We start from the raw sequence: 17540 nt of genomic DNA on the forward strand, positions 1-17540 counted from the left end.
TGCTAACTATATGACTTTAGGTCTAATATTGTCCTAGTTAATGTGTATTAAGGAATCATAAAAATGAATAAAACATTATTGGCGCTTAGTGTGTCCTTACTATTGGCCGCTCAAGGTTGTTCTGATGGCTCAACAGTTTCTCCTGCTTCAGAATTTGCCTCTAAGTCTAGCGCTGCAGTGATGACTCAATCTGCTTCAGAGCAGTATTTAGCGATGGCAGATAATTTTTTTAATGATCAATTAAAGCTTGAACCTATTTATGCCACTTTTGTGGGTGTTAATGATTATAACGACCAATTTGGTGGCGCATTAACAGAAGAATATTTAAAGGCCCGTCATGACTTAAATAGTCAATATTTTAGTCAAGCTAAATCCATCGATGCAGATAAGCTACCAGCTTCGCTTAAGCTCAGTTACGACATGTTTATTTATGATCGTAATATGGAGCTTATCGGTGAAACTTATCCAGAGCATTTTTTACCTATCAATCAGTTTTATAGCACCGTGTTTACTATGGTGCAGTTAGGCAGTGGTGAGAGTGCTCAACCATTTAAAACCGTCAAGGATTACCAAAATTGGCTGTCTCGATTACACGGATTTATTAATTGGACTAAGTTAGCTCAGCAACGTATGGATGAAGGTATTGCCAGTAAAGTTGTATTACCTAGAGTGCTTGTCGAACGGATAATTCCTCAGCTAGATGCCCAACTCGTTAAAGATGCCAAGGACAGCCTTTTCTATTCGCCGATAAATTTACTGCCAGAAGATTTTTCAACTGAGCAAAAATTGCAATTAACTAATGAATATACTCAGCTGATTAAAAATGAGTTATTACCAGCATTAACTCAATTGCGGGACTATGTGAAAAATGATTATTTGCCAAATTCTCGAGCATCAGATGGTTGGTGGGGTTTACCCAATGGTAAAGATTGGTATCAACACTTAGCAAATAGCCATACAACAACAACCTTGTCAGTGGATGAAATTCATCAAATTGGTTTGTCTGAAGTAGCCCGCATTCTATCTGAAATGGATAAAGTAAGGGAACAGGTAGGTTTTAAAGGCGATCTTACAGAATTTTTCGCATCTTTGTCTTCAGAACCACAATACTTTTTTACTGATAAACAAGATCTTATTGATGGCTATATGACAATTAAAGCGCATATCCATCAGGTGTTACCTAAGTATTTTAATGTAATGCCTAAAGCTGATTACATTGTTAAACCAGTAGAAAGTTTCCGTGAAAAATCTGCTGCCGGTGCATCTTACGAATCACCAGCTGTGGACGGATCTCGTCCTGGTATTTTTTATATCAATACGTATAATTTAAAAGCTCAGCCCAAATGGGGTATGACAACGCTTTCGTTACACGAAGCTTCACCTGGTCATCACTTTCAGATTTCGATAAAACAAGAGTTAACTGATATTCCACAATTCCAACGCTTCCAAGGTTATACCGCATTTGAAGAAGGCTGGGCGTTGTACGCAGAATATTTAGGTATTGAAATGGGTTTATTTAGCGATCCATACCAATATTTTGGTAAATTATCAGATGAGATGTTACGAGCAATGCGATTAGTTGTTGATACAGGACTTCATGCAAAAGGATGGAGCCGTGAGCAAGCTATTCAATACATGATGGATAATTCGCCGATGGCAGAATCCGATATCATTGCTGAAGTTGAACGTTACATGGCTATTCCTGGTCAAGCATTGTCATATAAAGTCGGTCAATTGACTATTTTAAGACTGCGTGCTGATGCTGAAAAAACGCTCGGTGATAAATTTGACCTTAAAGGTTTTCATGATCAATTATTAACATCAGGCTCGTTGCCTATGGCTGTGATGGAAAACAAAATTGCAGATTGGATTAAAGCAGAATCCACAAAATAAACATGACACAAATGTGATGACTTTATTGTGTCATCATATTGTCATTATGTTAATGTTACCTTTTTAATACAGTATATTTTTGGAGCCATATTATGGTACAAGCAACCGCTAGACACCTATTAGTTAGTACTCAAGAACAGTGCGAATCTCTCAAGCAACAGATCGAATCTGGTGCTGATTTTGCTGATATCGCGAAGGCAAATTCTTCTTGTCCATCAGGCGCACAAGGTGGTGACTTAGGTTCTTTTGGACCCGGTATGATGGTCAAAGAGTTCGACGAAGTTGTCTTTAGTGCTCCGTTAAATGTTGTTCAAGGACCTGTTAAAACTCAATTTGGTTTTCATTTACTTGAAGTCACTAGTCGCAGCTAGTCTCAATTGATTATGTAATAATTAATGGCAGCTTAAGCTGCCATTTTTTTTGATAAGTAAATGGATAATATATGGACATAAATCTTTATAGTGATCGTTTGAAATTACGAAATTTACACAGTAATGATTGGAGTGATTTTTTACGCTTACATCTTGATGAAAGTATCAATCAATATATACGAAACATTGAATCTGAATCGGATATAATATCTAAGTTTGAACAACGTAAAGCTGAGTGGTTATTTGAAACCGGAGACTGGTTATCGCTGATCATCGAACGAATCGACACTAATGAGTTTGTCGGACTGATTGGTTTTAGATGCGATGATGGAGAATTGAGAAGAGCTGAAGTTGGTTATCTCATTGCTCCAGAACAACAAGGTTTAGGGTTTGCAACGGAAAGCCTACGAACGGTAACCGATTGGGGCGCGTTACAATTTAAGATGCATAAATATATTGGACTTTGTGCTAAACAAAATACCGCTTCACGTAGGGTTCTTGAAAAGGTTGGTTTTGTACTAGAAGGAACATTAAGACAAAATAGCTGTATTGATGGCATATGGTTAGACGATTGTTACATGGGGTTATTGACTGCTCAAAGAGAATAACAATTATTTACTTTTTACTTCATACCTCTATTTCTTCTTCAAATAAATCTCCTTTCTGCTGTATTCTAGCGTGCTTTTGTCACATAATACGTAATACAAGTGAAAACTATTCTCGTTAACAAGTAAAACTTTGATCTAGATTGGAGTTTAACTTATTTAGTTCGGATAAAATTTTTGACGTTATCAATGTTGTTGAAGGTAGTGTTACATGAAGCTGAGTGAACTTAAGCCAGGCGATCAAGCGATTATCTCTGAAATCGGTCAATTAACGTTACCGCAAACTGTTAAGCGTAAATTATTATCTATGGGCATAACGCCTAACACCCATTTTAATTTTATACGCAGAGCCCCAATGGGGTCTGGTGTTGAATTAGATTTACGTGGCAGTAAATTATGTATGCGTTGTGATTTAGCAGATATTATTGAGGTAGATCTAAAAAATGACTAAACAATTTCACTGTGTCACCGTGGGTAATCCCAATGCAGGTAAATCGACTCTTTTTAATGCTCTTACTGGTGCAAGCCAACAGGTTGGTAATTGGTCGGGTGTTACCGTAGAAAAGAAAACCGGTAAAATTAGCTATTCTGATGCAGATATTTTTCTTACCGATTTGCCAGGGATTTATGATTTATTACCCGCAGGCAATAGCTGTGACTGTTCATTAGACGAACAAATTGCCCAAGCTTATCTTTCGGAACAACAAGTGGATGCCATCATCAATTTGGTTGATGCTACTAACGTTGAGCGTCATCTATATTTAACCACGCAATTACGTGAGTTAGGTATTCCTATGATTGTTGTCATTAACAAAATTGATGCAGCCAAAAAGTTGGGGATAGTTATTAATGCTGATGACATGTCTAAACGTTTAGGTTGTCCTGTCGTTGCTATTTGTTCACGTAAACAAGCTGATGTCGAAAAACTACAGGCTGAAATATTTTCATTATTGAAAAAAGATGACACAACGCCATCGTTAATGTTGCAGTATCATGCTGATATTGAAACAAGTATAACGGCACTACAAATGCAAAATCAAACCCAAGGTCTTGCTGAGTTAAGCCGTGGAGAGGCGCTTGCTATATTAGCTAACAGCCATGGTAAAGGGTGCGGTACCAGTGAAGTACAATTACATGAAACGGTAAAACAGTGTACTCAACGAGTTGAGCAGGCTGGTGAAGATATTGATATTATGATTGCCACTACCCGTTACGATTTTGTGCAACAGGTGTTCGAAGCTTCAGTCAATCAAGGTAAGCATGTTAGTGCCTCCGATAGACTCGACAAAGTGGTTTTAAATCCTATTTTGGGTATCCCTATTTTTTTGTTTGTCATGTATCTAATGTTTTTATTCAGTATTAACGTTGGTAACTCCTTTATCGATTTCTTTGATATTACAGCAGGTGCTATTTTTGTTGACCATTTTGGTGCCTTGTTGACTTCAATGGGATCACCTGATTGGTTGGTGACAATTTTAGCTGGCGGTGTCGGTCAAGGTATTCAGACTGTTGCAACGTTTATTCCTGTTGTTGCTGCATTATTTCTAGCGCTATCAGTACTCGAAGCATCTGGTTACATGGCTCGTGCGGCGTTTGTTGTTGACGGTTTAATGCGTCGTATCGGTTTACCTGGCAAAGCCTTTGTGCCAATGATTGTGGGTTTTGGTTGTTCGGTGCCTGCCATAATGGCAACGAGAACGTTAGGCAGTGAACGGGAGCGTATCGTTACCGGTATGATGGCACCGTTTATGTCATGTAGTGCTCGCTTGCCTGTTTATGCATTATTTGCTGCAGCATTTTTCCCGCATTCAGGTCAAAACTTAGTCTTTTTACTTTATATTATTGGTATTTTAGCCGCGATTGGCACTGGGTTATTATTACGAAATACCGTATTGCCGGGTTCAAGTAGTGCCGTTGTAATGGAGTTACCTAGTTACGAAATGCCTAAAACTAAAGCGGTGTTTTCTCGTACAACTAAGCGAACTAAAAGCTTTGTTAAGGGAGCGGGTAAAACCATCATCATTGTAGTGACACTGCTTAATTTCATTAATGCTATCGGTACGGATGGCTCTTTCGGGCATGAAGACAGTAAAGAATCATTACTTAGTGTTGCTAGCCAGCAAATCACACCAATTTTTAGCCCAATGGGCATTGAACAAGATAATTGGGCTGCGACTGTGGGTATTATTACCGGCATTTTTGCTAAAGAAGCAGTGGTTGGAACATTAAATAGTTTATATAGCACTGTAGAGGCTGATGACGAAGAACTCGTGTCTATTTGGGATAGCGTCAAAATAGGCTTAGCGACAATTCCGGCCAATTTACTCGGCATTGAGCCTGGTGATCCTTTATCAATTGCGATAGCAGGTATTACTGACTTAGATGAAGCCGCGATGGAGTTGTCTGTTGACTCTTCTACATTTAGTGCGCTGCAAACAGGGTTTAAAAGCCAGATAGCTGCATTTTCATACTTACTGTTTATTTTACTTTATACACCTTGCGTAGCCGCTATGGGTGCCTTAGTACATGAATTTGGTGCTAAATGGGCACGCTTTGCAGCTATTTGGACTTTCTCATTGGCTTATGGCTCTGCGACTGTGGTGTATCAAGGTGCGACCTTTACTCAGCATCCTGTGCAGTCAGCCAGTTGGATTGGTTTCTTTATTGTAGCCTTGATGATGTTTTATATGTGGTTAAATAAAAAAGGTCGCAAAGCGCAACAAATTATTCCAGGAATACGAATCATCACCGAATAACGTGCAACGATTTGTTTCAGATTAATCTAAAACCCAGCTTGCTGGGTTTTTTATTAATATGAGTAAATACATCATAGAAATAGCGTGCTTCGGTCGTTGTTATTTTTGCTCGAATGGGTGTTTTTGTTTATCAGGTTAATTTTTTCGACGCTAGCAGTTGTAACTACTTAAGATCTGTAGGATCATCAGTCTTTATTCATATTGCCATTGTGCGCCAAGAGGAATTCCATGAGTCATGTGGACACCGAAGTACGTCCAAGTAACTTCATTCGTAATATTATAGACGAAGACCTAAAAAGCGGTAAGCATAACGAAGTTCATACTCGTTTCCCGCCAGAACCTAATGGTTTTTTACACATAGGACACGCTAAGTCTATTTGTTTAAATTTTGGTATTGCAAAAGATTACCAAGGTCAATGTAACTTACGTTTTGATGATACTAACCCTGAAAAAGAAGACATTAACTATGTGAAGTCAATTCAGGAAGATGTGCGTTGGTTAGGTTTTGAATGGTCTGGCGATATCCGTTATTCATCCAATTATTTTGACCAATTACATCAGTATGCTGTTGAGTTAATCACTAAAGGTCTTGCTTATGTTTGTTTCCTAAACGGGGAACAAACCAGAGAATATCGTGGCACCTTGAAAGAGCCAGGAAAAGACAGTCCTTACCGTGACACCAGTGTTGAAGACAACCTCGCATTATTTGAAAAAATGCGTAAAGGCGAATTCAAAGAAGGTGAATGTGCTCTGCGTGCTAAAATTGATATGGCATCTTCTTTTATGTGCATGCGGGATCCGGTTATTTATCGTATCCGATTTGCACATCATCATCAGACAGGTGATAAGTGGTGCATTTACCCAATGTATGACTTTACTCATTGTATTTCTGATGCCATAGAGCATATTACTCATTCGATTTGTACTCTAGAGTTTCAAGATAACCGTCGTCTCTATGATTGGGTTTTAGATCATTTAGACGACTTTCATACTCCAGATCGTCCGCATCAGTATGAGTTTTCGCGTTTAAATTTAGAATATACTTTGATGTCTAAGCGTAAACTCAATGACCTAGTGGTGCGCAAACTTGTATCTGGTTGGGACGACCCTCGTATGCCAACGATTGCTGGTTTACGTCGTCGTGGTTATACGGCTGCATCAATCCGTGAGTTCTGCCTGCGTATTGGGGTCACTAAGCAAGAAAACTTAGTCGAAGTCGGTATGTTAGATGCTTGTATTCGCGAAGAGTTAAACGAACATGCTCCTCGTGCAATGGCTGTTTTAAGACCGATTAAAGTCGTTATTGAAAACTATCCAAACACACAACCTGAAACTATTTCTGCGCCAGCCCATCCAAACAATGAGGCTATGGGGACTCGAGAGTTATTTTTTGGTCGTGAACTTTTTATTGATATAGAAGACTTTAAAGAAGAGGCAAATAAGCACTTTAAACGTCTTGTATTAGGTAAAGAAGTCCGCTTACGCAATGCATATATTGTTAAAGCGGAACGTTGTGACAAAGATTCATACGGTAATGTCACCACGGTTTATTGTACCTATGATGCAGATACGCTAGGCAAAAATCCTGCTGATGGTCGTAAAGTCAAAGGCGTTATTCATTGGGTTGACTCAGCAACAGCAAAGCCTGCAGAGTTTCGTTTGTATGACAGACTTTTCACTAGTGAAAACCCAGCAGCTTTTGAAACCGTTGATGAAGTGCTCAATCCGAACTCGCTTACAGTAGTTAATGGATTCGTTGAACCTAGTATGGTTAATGCTCCGGCAGAAAAAGCCTACCAGTTTGAACGCGAAGGTTATTATTGTGCAGACAGTAAAGATTCTAGCGCTGAACATTTGGTATTTAACTTAACGGTTCCGTTAAGAGATACTTTCGCTTAATCACTTATTTTAATAATAAAAAAGGCGCTTAATGCGCCTTTTTTGTATTATTCTTTCAATAATCAATAATCAATAATCAATAATCAATAATCAACCAATTCATTATTGCATCATCGGCCCAAAGCCAATACTCCATAAAATAATACTACTTCCCATCAACGCGACTAATAATACCAGACCTGCTGTAACAACTGAGCTTGAATAAATAAAGCCCTTTTCTTCAGGAATATTCATAATGATAGGAACACCTGCATATAACAGATAAACCGAATAGGATAAGCCAACTAATCCGACGATCATGATGAACCATAATACTGGATAGAGTGCTGCAAGACCGACCATAAATAAGGGCGTTGCAGTATAGGACGCTAATTCGAGAGCTTGAGTGTAGGTTGGATCTGCATCAAATGTTTTGCCCATCCAAAAGGCCAAATAAGCCAGTGCCAGAACGCCAATTATTAAGCCAAAATACATTCCTATGGACATAAATAATGCGCTTTGAGATGTGAGAAACAGTGATTCTCCTACGCCAGGATGCCAACCAATATGAGCGGTTGCAAAATAAGAGCAAATTGCAGGAATAAGTGCAATAAGTAACACATGACTTAAGCTACTTTTTAGTGCTTCATGGTTTTTTTCAATTGTTTTCCACTCTTGTTTCGGATGAGTGTAAAGCCCCATTAAGTGATTCAGTACCATTATAGTTATCCTTGTTTAGCATTTCTGACCTAGCTCGCCAAACAACGACGAACTGACTACAGCTTTGTACCAATCGCCTTAATCAGTCCACATCAACTTATCAACAGGGTTATGGTGTTGGCAAATACACTGAGGTAGTTCCTCATTGCTAACATCTATGTTGTTAAGTTATGACTCTATCCCAATTTAGAATCATCATTTAAGGTGATCGATAGCACCTGTTACAAAATCGTTAAATTTAGATGCTTGGCTTATTTATTGAACATAAATAGACATTCGTCAAGTTGTATTATGTTTTTAACTTCAGAAAAGAAGACTCTGTAGGTAAGATAGTCCAAGAATTTTGAGAGGATTATTTATTTGATGCAGCAATTACTCGTTCCTATTTATGATTTCCTAGGTTGTGAAACCCCTAATAGTTGGGTTGAGCAGGCAAAGCAGTCTGAGCAACTTAACGCATTACTCATTGATCACTGCAACTGCGAACTAAAAGCTGCGCAAACAGCTATTTTTATGATCCGTAAATATGCGATTGATAAAACGAGCGCAAACTTATTAAAAGATTGGGCAAAGCCTTACGAAGATTTTGTTTATCAGCAAGATCGTAATGTGGCAGCATTTTTGGCCCGTGATATTAAAAAAAATGATATTACCAACGAATTAGTCGTCAGTAATAATTTAGTCATAAGTACTGATTTAATGAATAAGATGGTGCGACTGGTCAAAGAAGAGTTTCATCATTTTGAACAAGTGCTGCAAATCATGACATCACGTGGTATTGACTACAGTAATATTCGTGCCGGCCGTTATGCCAAGCAATTAATGACTCATGTACGAACTCACGAACCTGCAACCATTATTGATAAATTGATTATAGGAGCATTTATTGAAGCTCGATCATGCGAACGGTTTGCCAAGATCGCACCGCACTTAGATGATGAACTCGCTAAATTTTACATTTCATTACTTCGCTCAGAGGCACGGCATTATCAAGATTATTTAACCCTTGCTCAGAATGTTGCGGGCACCGATATAAGTGAGCGAATTGATTATTTTCGTGAAAAGGAAAGGGAATTGATTTTGTCCGTAGATGGCGAATTTCGTTTCCATAGCGGTGTACCAGCAGTATAGCTCGGTGAGTTAACCTCCGAACTTATACTTTGCTTATGACGTATAGCTAGACATGGTTTAATGGGTGCAGTTTGTGTCTAGGAAGGGCAGTTGTAAAAGCTCACAACCGTTTTCGCTAACGTTTAATACGCTACCTTGTGTATACCAATCACCCACGACTACTCGCTGTTGTTGATGGCTTAATTGATGAATGGCAGGCCGGTGAGTATGGCCATGGATCATTCGCTGACAGTCAGTACTGGCTAAAAGTTCGGTTACCGCACTAGGTTCAACATCCATAATCTCATAGTGTTTTTGTTGATTGCCTTGGACACTTTTTTGACGAATTTTTGCGGCAATGTTTAAGCGGGTCTTTTTGGGTAAGTGGGAGTAAACCCAACGTACAAGTCCTAAACTTCTAAAGCGCCTGAATCGCTGATAAGCAAGGTCAAGGGTGCAAAGGCTATCACCATGCAAAATCACGGTATTAACACCGTACAAGTCGATACAATACACCTCTGGTAGCACTTGCATACCTGCTTGTAGGCAAAATTGTTTGCCGACCATAAAATCACGGTTACCATGAATAAAGTAAACGGGCATGGTGTTGGAGACTATTTTAATGGCCTCTGAGATAGCAATGCTAAAGGGTTCGGCAATATCATCACCCATCCATACTTCGAATAGGTCGCCGATGATATAAAGCGCCTCAGCATCGTCTAAACCATGGCTTAGAAAATGCACAAAGGCTTGAGTGATATCGGGGCGATCAGCACTTAAATGTAAATCGCCCACAAAGACAGTTCTTTTCACTATTACGCTTTAACGCTAACGCTTTCGATCACAATAGCCTCTAATGGCACATCTTGATGCATACCATTATTACCGGTTGCAACATTTTTGATTTTTTCAATAATGTCTAAACCTTCAACAACTTCACCAAATACACAGTAACCCCAGCCTTGAGATGTTTCTGATTTAAAATCAAGGAAAGTATTGTCATTAACATTAACAAAGAATTGTGCTGTAGCTGAATGTGGATCTGATGTGCGCGCCATGGCAACAGTGCCTTTACGGTTAGATAAACCATTATTAGCTTCGTTTTTAATTGATGCTTTTACACTTTTTTGGCTCATATCTTCAGTGAAACCACCACCTTGGATCATAAAACCGTCAATAACACGGTGAAAGATTGTACCGTCAAAAAAGCCATCTTCAACATACTGCATAAAGTTAGCGGCGGTAATAGGCGCTTTTTCTTCATTTAGTTGTAAAGTAATATCGCCCAAATTGGTATGTAAAGTAATCATGTTATCTCACTTGAAAGAATAATTTGTGCGATTCTAACGTATCTTAAGTGCCGCTTAAAGTGCGGTGTTCAAAACAGGTGACATCATGCTAGAATCTCAAGTAATATTCCCGTTATAAATTAGTGTAAAAGAGAACAATCGATGTTAAAGATTTACAATAGTATGAGCCGTGAGAAACAAGAATTTATACCAATCAATCCTGGTAAAATCGGAATGTACGTCTGTGGTGTGACGATTTACGATTTATGTCATATTGGTCACGGTCGTACCTTTGTTTCGTTTGACATGATAGTGCGCTATTTACGCTACATAGGCTATGAGGTTAATTTTCAGCGAAATATTACCGATGTTGATGACAAAATTATCAAACGTGCTGCTGAAAATAATGAATCTTGCGAGTCACTCACTGAACGTTTAATTGGCGAAATGCACCAAGATTTTGATGCCTTAAATATGAAACGACCTGATTTCGAGCCACGAGCAACGCTGCATATGGAAGAAATTATCGATATGGTTCAGCGTTTACTTGAGCGCGACCATGCTTATGTTGCCAGCAATGGTGATGTATTATTCAGTGTTGCATCATTTCCTGAATATGGGCAGTTATCAGGCCAAAATCTTGATCAACTTCAAGCTGGTGCTCGAGTAGAAATAGACAATGCTAAACACAATCCAATGGATTTTGTGCTTTGGAAAATGTCTAAACCGGGTGAACCAACTTGGGAATCACCTTGGGGTCCGGGGCGTCCAGGGTGGCATATAGAATGTTCAGCCATGAACGGTAAGCACCTTGGGGTACATTTTGATATCCATGGTGGCGGCTCTGATTTGCAGTTTCCACATCATGAAAATGAAATTGCTCAGTCTTGTTGTGCTCACGATACCCCATATGTGAATTATTGGATTCACACCGGAATGGTAATGGTTGATCGTGAAAAAATGTCTAAATCATTAGACAACTTTTTTACCATTCGTGATGTGCTCAAACATTATGATTCTGAAACCGTACGTTACTTCTTATTATCCGGTCATTATCGTAGCCAGTTAAATTATTCTGAAGATAATTTAAAGCAAGCTCGTGCGGCATTAGAGCGTTTATACACAGCACTTAAAGATTTAGATTTAAGCGTAAAAGCAGCGCCTGCTGAAACCTTTGTGGCCAAGTTTAGATCCGCAATGGATGACGACTTTAATACACCTGAAGCCTATTCGGTATTATTTGAGATGGTTCGTGAAATTAATCGTCTTAAAGTAACCGATATGGCTGCAGCATCGGCATTAGGTGTCAGTTTGAAGCAATTAGCAGATGTGCTAGGCCTTATCAGCCAAACGCCAGAAGCTTTCTTTAAAGGTGAGGGCAGTGACGATGAAGTGGCAGAAATTGAAGCGCTTATCGTTGAACGTAACCGTGCCCGTACTGAAAAAGATTGGCCAGCTGCGGATGTCGCTCGCGATCGCTTAAACGCGTTAGGGGTTGTGTTAGAAGATGGCGGCCCTAGCGGCACAACATGGCGTAAAAAGTAATGTAATTCGTTCATTAACTAAAAAAGCCTGCATTTGCAGGCTTTTTTGTTGTTGGATAGAAACTATTTTTTAGCTGTGATTTAAGTTAACTATGATATTGCTCGCATGCATATAGCGTGTTCTCTAATAAGCTTGCAATGGTCATCGGGCCAACGCCACCAGGTACAGGAGTAATAAAGGCCGCCTTTTCTGCGGCAACGTTAAATTCAACATCACCCACTAAACTGCCATTGTCTAAGCGATTGATACCAACATCAATAACAATTGCGCCAGGCTTTATCCACTCACCAGGAATAAAGCCTGGTTTACCTACCGCGACGACTAATAAATCAGCTTGACGCACTTTTTGTTCTAAGTTTTTAGTAAAGCGGTGACAGGTCGTTGTTGTACAACCTGCTAATAATAATTCTAGCGTCATTGGACGACCGACAATATTTGATGCGCCAACTACCGTCGCATCTAAGCCATATGTATCAATACCAGTTGATTTTATTAACGTCATAATGCCCATAGGCGTACAAGCGCGAAGTACAGGAATACGTTGGGCTAAACGGCCGACATTATATGGATGAAAGCCATCAACGTCTTTATCCGGACGTATACGCTCAATAACTTTTGAATCATCAATATGTTCAGGCAGAGGCAGTTGAACTAAAATCCCATCAATGCTTGGATTATCATTACACTTGTCAATTAGAGCTAACAGTTCTGCTTCAGTTGCGCTGGCGTCAAGATCAAAAGATTCAGACTCAAAACCGACTTCCTCACAAGCTTTACGCTTACTGCCAACATAAACTTGAGATGCGGCATCGCTGCCCACTAAAATAACGGCAAGACCTGGCGCACGAAATCCTGCTTGTCTTCGTAATGCTACTTTTTGCTTAAGTGTAGTGCGGATAGATTGTGCAATGGCTTTACCGTCAATAATTTGAGCAGTCATGGCTGTAGAGTTTCCTTTGAGTGACGCGGGTGTTGAAGTCAATTAGCGAACGGTGCTTATTCTAACAGGCGTATTGAAGAGTGTCATTTGCTAGACGAGGAAAATACAGTGAATAAACTATTCTCGCTATGATGCTAATCATCGTTTTTGCTGCTAAATTCGGCATATAGCATTAAGGGTTAAAAAAATCGTTGACGGTAGCAAGGTGACTCGTTAATATGCGCTCCGTTCTCGAGACAACCTTGTTATTGTGTAAAGATAATAAATGACTCGAATACGAAGCAATATTTTCGGTGATTAGCGCAGCCCGGTAGCGCATCTCGTTTGGGACGAGAGGGTCAGAGGTTCGAATCCTCTATCACCGACCAAATTAAATATTATTTGCTATAGTAGTGAATAATAGAACAAGTAAGATTGTTCAGCCAGACAGGATACGGCTTCAAGCTGTAACCATGCGCCCGTAGCTCAGTTGGATAGAGCACCCGCCTTCTAAGCGGGTGGTCGCAGGTTCGAATCCTGCCGGGTGCACCATTTCAGTGGTGATTGTAGCTCAGTTGGTAGAGTCCCGGATTGTGATTCCGGTTGTCGTGGGTTCGAGCCCCATCAGTCACCCCATTTTTCTGATTAAATCAAATTATCTCATACAACCCCTCTAAGTGCTTTGCTGCTGCTTTTAAGTCACGACAATTCTTTTGCTATTAAGCATCTCAAGCGTAAATAAAAATTTCATTTCGCACATTAAACGTGCAAACACACCTTAATTGTGCATAAGTCGGCTTGTTTATCACGTAAATCGTCCTTTTCAGGCTCGACTCTGTTAAAAACGGTAGCTATAATGTCGCGTCTTGATAAATATCCAAAATGAGCTACCTGTACCAACAGTGTTTTCAGTATGAATAATATTGCTGTGTTGAGTGCCCTAGCTAAAAACATGGTCAAGAAACGAATATCTAATGGTTGAGTTGTCGACTATTACAAAGAACGTTAGACATATTTCGAGGTAAAACAATGCAAGTTTCTGTTGAAACAACTCAAGGCCTAGAACGTCGCCTAACCATTTCTGTACCTGCTGAGCAAATTGAGAAATTGGTTAAAGACAATGTATTACGCGAAGCTAAGCGTGCTCGTCTTCCTGGTTTTCGTCCAGGTAAAGTACCTATTACTGAAATAAACAAACGTTATGGTAAAGCCATTCGTCAAGACATCACTGGTGAAGTGATGCAACGTAACTTTATTGAAGCAATTGTGGCTGAAAAGTTAAACCCAGCTGGCGCACCAGTATTTACTCCGGGTAGTACAGATGGTGACAACTTCGAATTCGTTGCTACTTTTGAAATTTACCCAGAAGTTGTATTAACTGGTTTAGACAGCATTACCGTTGAACAGCCAAAAGCTGACGTAAATGACGCTGATGTTGACGTTATGATTGAAACGTTACGTAAGCAGCATGCTACTTATGCCGTTGTTGAGCGTGAAGCTGCCGATGGCGATAAAGTGAAAATGAACTTTATTGGTTCTATCGACGGCGAAGAATTTGAAGGCGGAAAAGCTGACGATTTCGAACTTCAATTAGGTAGCAACCGTATGATCCCTGGTTTTGAAACGGGTATTGTAGGGCATAAAACAGGTGACGAATTCGAAATCGAAGTGTCTTTCCCTGAAGATTACCATGCTGAAAACTTGAAAGGTAAAGCGGCTAAGTTTGTTATTACTTTGACTGAAGTTCAAGCGGCTAGCTTACCTGAAGTCAATGACGAGTTTGCTTCTTTGTTTGGTATTGCTGAAGGTGGCTTAGATGCACTTAAAGCTGAAATCCGCAAGAATATGACTCGTGAATTAGAACAAGCGCTAAAAGCGAATGTGAAAGAGCAGGTTATTACTGGTTTACTTGCTGCGAACGAAATTGCTATTCCTAAAGCGCTTGCAGATGGTGAAGTGAATGTACTTCGTCAACAAGCAATGCAGCGTTTTGGTGGTCAAACTGAAAATATGCCAGAACTTCCGGCTGAACTTTTCACTGAACAAGCTGAGCGTCGTGTTAAAATCGGTTTGCTATTAGGCGAAGTGATTAAGATTAACGAATTAAAAGCTGAAGATGATCGTGTTAATGCACTGATCGAATCTATGGCTTCAGCGTATGAAGATCCATCTGAAGTTGTTTCATACTACAACTCAAATAAAGAACTCATGCAAAACATGCGCAATGTAGCGCTTGAAGAGCAAGCTGTTGAAGCATTGTTAAAATCTGCAAAAGTAACCGTTAAAGACGTCGCTTTTGAAGAATTTATGAACAAGGCTACAGGACAAGCGTAAGCTAAGCTTGACTTAACAAGGCGTTCGCCATTTATAATGGCTCGTATGAGGTTCCTCATGCGGGCCATTTTTATTTTAGGGAAATGAATAATGCATAAAGCACCAGAATCAGTACTCAATGCTCTTGTACCTATGGTTGTTGAACAAACAGCGAAAGGTGAACGTTCATATGATATTTACTCACGTCTATTAAAAGAGCGAGTTATCTTTTTAGTTGGTCAAGTAGAAGAACACATGGCGAACCTTATTGTCGCTCAATTATTATTCCTTGAGTCAGAAAGCCCTGACAAAGATATTTATTTATACATTAACTCACCTGGTGGTTCAGTGACTGCGGGTATGGCTATTTATGACACCATGCAGTTCATTAAACCAAATGTGAGTACGGTATGTATGGGCCAAGCAGCAAGTATGGGCGCATTCTTACTAGCCGGTGGTGCTAAAGGTAAGCGTCATTGTTTACCTAACTCACGTGTGATGATCCATCAGCCATTAGGTGGTTTCCAAGGCCAAGCATCAGACATTGCTATTCATGCACAGGAAATTCTAGGCATTAAGAATAAATTAAACGAAATGTTAGCCGAGCATACTGGTCAACCGCTAGATATTATTGAACGTGATACCGATCGTGATAACTTCATGAGTGCTACTCAAGCTGTTGAATATGGTATTGTTGATTCATTACTAACGAGTCGCGGTTAAACTGGTTGCTGATTTTCTAGATACTTTCAGGTATTCTGTATTTAAAGACGTTCCGTCATCAATGTGGTTATGATAAGTATCTACAAGCAGAGCTTAGGTTTAGCCTAAGTTGTAAACAGAGGTAGAATAATGGGCGATAACAAAAATAACGGTGACAGCGGCAAATTGCTGTACTGCTCTTTTTGCGGAAAAAGTCAGCATGAAGTCAGAAAACTCATTGCTGGTCCATCAGTTTATGTATGTGATGAATGTGTTGAGCTATGTAATGACATCATCCGTGAAGAGATCAAAGAGATTTCGCCTAAACGTGATGAAGACAAATTGCCGACACCGCATGAGTTACGCAATCATCTTGATGACTACGTGATTGGTCAGGATCAAGCTAAAAAAGTGTTAGCTGTAGCGGTATACAATCATTATAAGCGTTTACGTAATGGCGCAATTAAAGATGGTGTAGAGCTAGGTAAAAGTAACATTTTACTATTAGGCCCAACCGGTAGCGGTAAAACATTATTGGCTGAAACACTCGCTCGTTCACTTAACGTTCCATTTGCCATGGCAGATGCAACGACATTAACTGAAGCAGGTTATGTGGGTGAAGATGTAGAAAATATCATTCAGAAGCTACTGCAAAAGTGTGATTACGACGTCGAGAAAGCCGAACGTGGCATCGTCTATATTGATGAAATTGACAAAATTAGCCGTAAATCAGATAACCCTTCTATTACTCGTGATGTTTCGGGCGAAGGTGTGCAGCAAGCGTTGCTTAAGTTAATTGAAGGCACCGTGGCTTCTGTTCCTCCACAAGGCGGACGTAAGCATCCACAACAAGAATTCTTGCAAGTGGATACCTCTAAAATTCTGTTTATCTGTGGTGGTGCGTTTGCAGGGCTTGAAAAAGTCATTGAACAACGTGCACACACTGGTACGGGAATTGGTTTTGGTGCGGAAGTAAAAGGTGAAGCAGATAAAGCGACAATTTCACAGATCCTGAGCCAAGTAGAGCCTGGTGATTTAGTGAAGTTTGGTTTAATTCCTGAATTTATTGGTCGTTTACCTGTTGTTGCAACACTAACCGAGTTAGATGAAGCTGCATTAGTACAAATTCTATCTGAACCTAAAAATGCGCTAACTAAACAATATAGTGCGTTATTTGAGATGGAAAATGTCGAACTTGAATTCCGTGATGATGCATTGCAAGCCATTGCGCAAAAAGCCATGTCTCGTAAAACCGGTGCGCGTGGATTACGTTCTATTGTTGAAAGCATTTTGCTTGATACTATGTACGATATTCCATCGAAACAAGGTGTGATTAAAGCTGTTGTTGATGAATCTGTTGTAAAAGGTGAATCAGCTCCTATTTTGATTTACGAAAATACAGAGACTCAGAAAGCGTCTGGCGAGCAATAATTACGCTG

Annotated in this window: 15 protein-coding genes and 3 tRNA genes; 14 read left to right on the forward strand and 4 right to left on the reverse strand. The window is 39.7% G+C overall.

All coding sequences use genetic code 11. The features are described from left to right. The first annotated feature begins 63 nt into the window (after positions 1 to 63). The 6 genes from ABIS04_RS06475 (at position 64) to glnS (ending at position 7524) form a co-directional block, all read left to right on the forward strand. Positions 64 to 1893: a DUF885 domain-containing protein gene (locus ABIS04_RS06475; RefSeq protein ID WP_350432946.1), complete on the forward strand. Its 1830-nt coding sequence runs from the start codon at positions 64 to 66 to the stop codon at positions 1891 to 1893. 92 nt (positions 1894 to 1985) lie between these two features. Then, positions 1986 to 2264, forward strand: a complete 279-nt coding sequence (locus ABIS04_RS06480) for a peptidylprolyl isomerase (RefSeq protein ID WP_137221607.1) — start codon at positions 1986 to 1988, stop codon at positions 2262 to 2264. A gap of 71 nt (positions 2265 to 2335) precedes the next feature. Next, the gene (locus ABIS04_RS06485) at positions 2336 to 2872 is read left to right on the forward strand and encodes a GNAT family protein (RefSeq protein ID WP_350432947.1); all 537 of its coding nucleotides are present in this window, start codon (positions 2336 to 2338) and stop codon (positions 2870 to 2872) included. Positions 2873 to 3080: 208 nt separating this feature from the next. Next, a complete protein-coding gene (locus tag ABIS04_RS06490) occupies positions 3081 to 3320 on the forward strand; it encodes a FeoA family protein (protein ID WP_350432948.1) in 240 nt (79 codons plus the stop codon). Further along, positions 3313 to 5625 (forward strand): Fe(2+) transporter permease subunit FeoB, encoded by a 2313-nt coding sequence (gene feoB / locus ABIS04_RS06495; protein WP_137221601.1) that lies wholly within the window; start codon positions 3313 to 3315, stop codon positions 5623 to 5625. The genes ABIS04_RS06490 and feoB overlap by 8 nt, the downstream gene beginning before the upstream one ends. 228 nt (positions 5626 to 5853) lie before the next feature. Further along, the gene (gene glnS / locus ABIS04_RS06500; RefSeq protein ID WP_140233803.1) at positions 5854 to 7524 is read left to right on the forward strand and encodes a glutamine--tRNA ligase; all 1671 of its coding nucleotides are present in this window, start codon (positions 5854 to 5856) and stop codon (positions 7522 to 7524) included. Between the two features lie 102 nt (positions 7525 to 7626). On the opposite strand, the gene ABIS04_RS06505 is transcribed toward glnS, so the two are convergent. Next, positions 7627 to 8223: a Yip1 family protein gene (locus ABIS04_RS06505; RefSeq protein WP_137221597.1), complete on the reverse strand. Its 597-nt coding sequence runs from the start codon at positions 8221 to 8223 to the stop codon at positions 7627 to 7629. A gap of 363 nt (positions 8224 to 8586) precedes the next feature. Here ABIS04_RS06505 and ABIS04_RS06510 point away from each other — a divergent pair, with 363 nt between their 5' ends. Further along, the gene (locus tag ABIS04_RS06510; RefSeq protein ID WP_137221595.1) at positions 8587 to 9354 is read left to right on the forward strand and encodes a tRNA-(ms[2]io[6]A)-hydroxylase; all 768 of its coding nucleotides are present in this window, start codon (positions 8587 to 8589) and stop codon (positions 9352 to 9354) included. Between the two features lie 57 nt (positions 9355 to 9411). On the opposite strand, the gene ABIS04_RS06515 is transcribed toward ABIS04_RS06510, so the two are convergent. Next, a complete protein-coding gene (locus ABIS04_RS06515; RefSeq protein ID WP_350432949.1) occupies positions 9412 to 10146 on the reverse strand; it encodes a UDP-2,3-diacylglucosamine diphosphatase in 735 nt (244 codons plus the stop codon). A 2-nt stretch (positions 10147 to 10148) separates the two neighbouring features. Then, the gene (locus ABIS04_RS06520) at positions 10149 to 10643 is read right to left on the reverse strand and encodes a peptidylprolyl isomerase (RefSeq protein ID WP_350432950.1); all 495 of its coding nucleotides are present in this window, start codon (positions 10641 to 10643) and stop codon (positions 10149 to 10151) included. 141 nt (positions 10644 to 10784) lie between these two features. Here ABIS04_RS06520 and cysS point away from each other — a divergent pair, with 141 nt between their 5' ends. Then, positions 10785 to 12167, forward strand: coding sequence for a cysteine--tRNA ligase (cysS, locus tag ABIS04_RS06525; protein ID WP_350432951.1), 1383 nt, complete (start codon positions 10785 to 10787; stop codon positions 12165 to 12167). A gap of 85 nt (positions 12168 to 12252) precedes the next feature. Here the strand turns inward: cysS and folD are convergent, their stop codons facing one another. Further along, the gene (folD, locus tag ABIS04_RS06530; protein ID WP_350432952.1) at positions 12253 to 13107 is read right to left on the reverse strand and encodes a bifunctional methylenetetrahydrofolate dehydrogenase/methenyltetrahydrofolate cyclohydrolase FolD; all 855 of its coding nucleotides are present in this window, start codon (positions 13105 to 13107) and stop codon (positions 12253 to 12255) included. A 291-nt stretch (positions 13108 to 13398) separates the two neighbouring features. Here folD and ABIS04_RS06535 point away from each other — a divergent pair. From ABIS04_RS06535 to clpX, 6 genes are all read left to right on the forward strand, one after another. Beyond that, positions 13399 to 13475 (forward strand) — tRNA-Pro (locus ABIS04_RS06535). An 86-nt stretch (positions 13476 to 13561) separates the two neighbouring features. Beyond that, positions 13562 to 13638: transfer RNA gene (locus ABIS04_RS06540), tRNA-Arg, on the forward strand. An 8-nt stretch (positions 13639 to 13646) separates the two neighbouring features. Then, a tRNA-His gene (locus tag ABIS04_RS06545) sits at positions 13647 to 13722 on the forward strand. Positions 13723 to 14115: 393 nt separating this feature from the next. Then, on the forward strand, positions 14116 to 15420 hold the full coding sequence (tig, locus tag ABIS04_RS06550) for a trigger factor (protein WP_137221585.1): 1305 nt from the start codon (positions 14116 to 14118) through the stop codon (positions 15418 to 15420). 90 nt (positions 15421 to 15510) lie between these two features. Beyond that, a complete protein-coding gene (gene clpP, locus ABIS04_RS06555; protein ID WP_137221583.1) occupies positions 15511 to 16122 on the forward strand; it encodes an ATP-dependent Clp endopeptidase proteolytic subunit ClpP in 612 nt (203 codons plus the stop codon). Positions 16123 to 16251: 129 nt separating this feature from the next. After that, positions 16252 to 17532 (forward strand): ATP-dependent protease ATP-binding subunit ClpX, encoded by a 1281-nt coding sequence (gene clpX / locus ABIS04_RS06560; protein ID WP_137221581.1) that lies wholly within the window; start codon positions 16252 to 16254, stop codon positions 17530 to 17532. Positions 17533 to 17540: the final 8 nt, after the last annotated feature.

It is taken from the genome of Shewanella sp. H8 (assembly GCF_040285065.1).
Classification (GTDB): Bacteria; Pseudomonadota; Gammaproteobacteria; order Enterobacterales; family Shewanellaceae; genus Shewanella; species Shewanella polaris.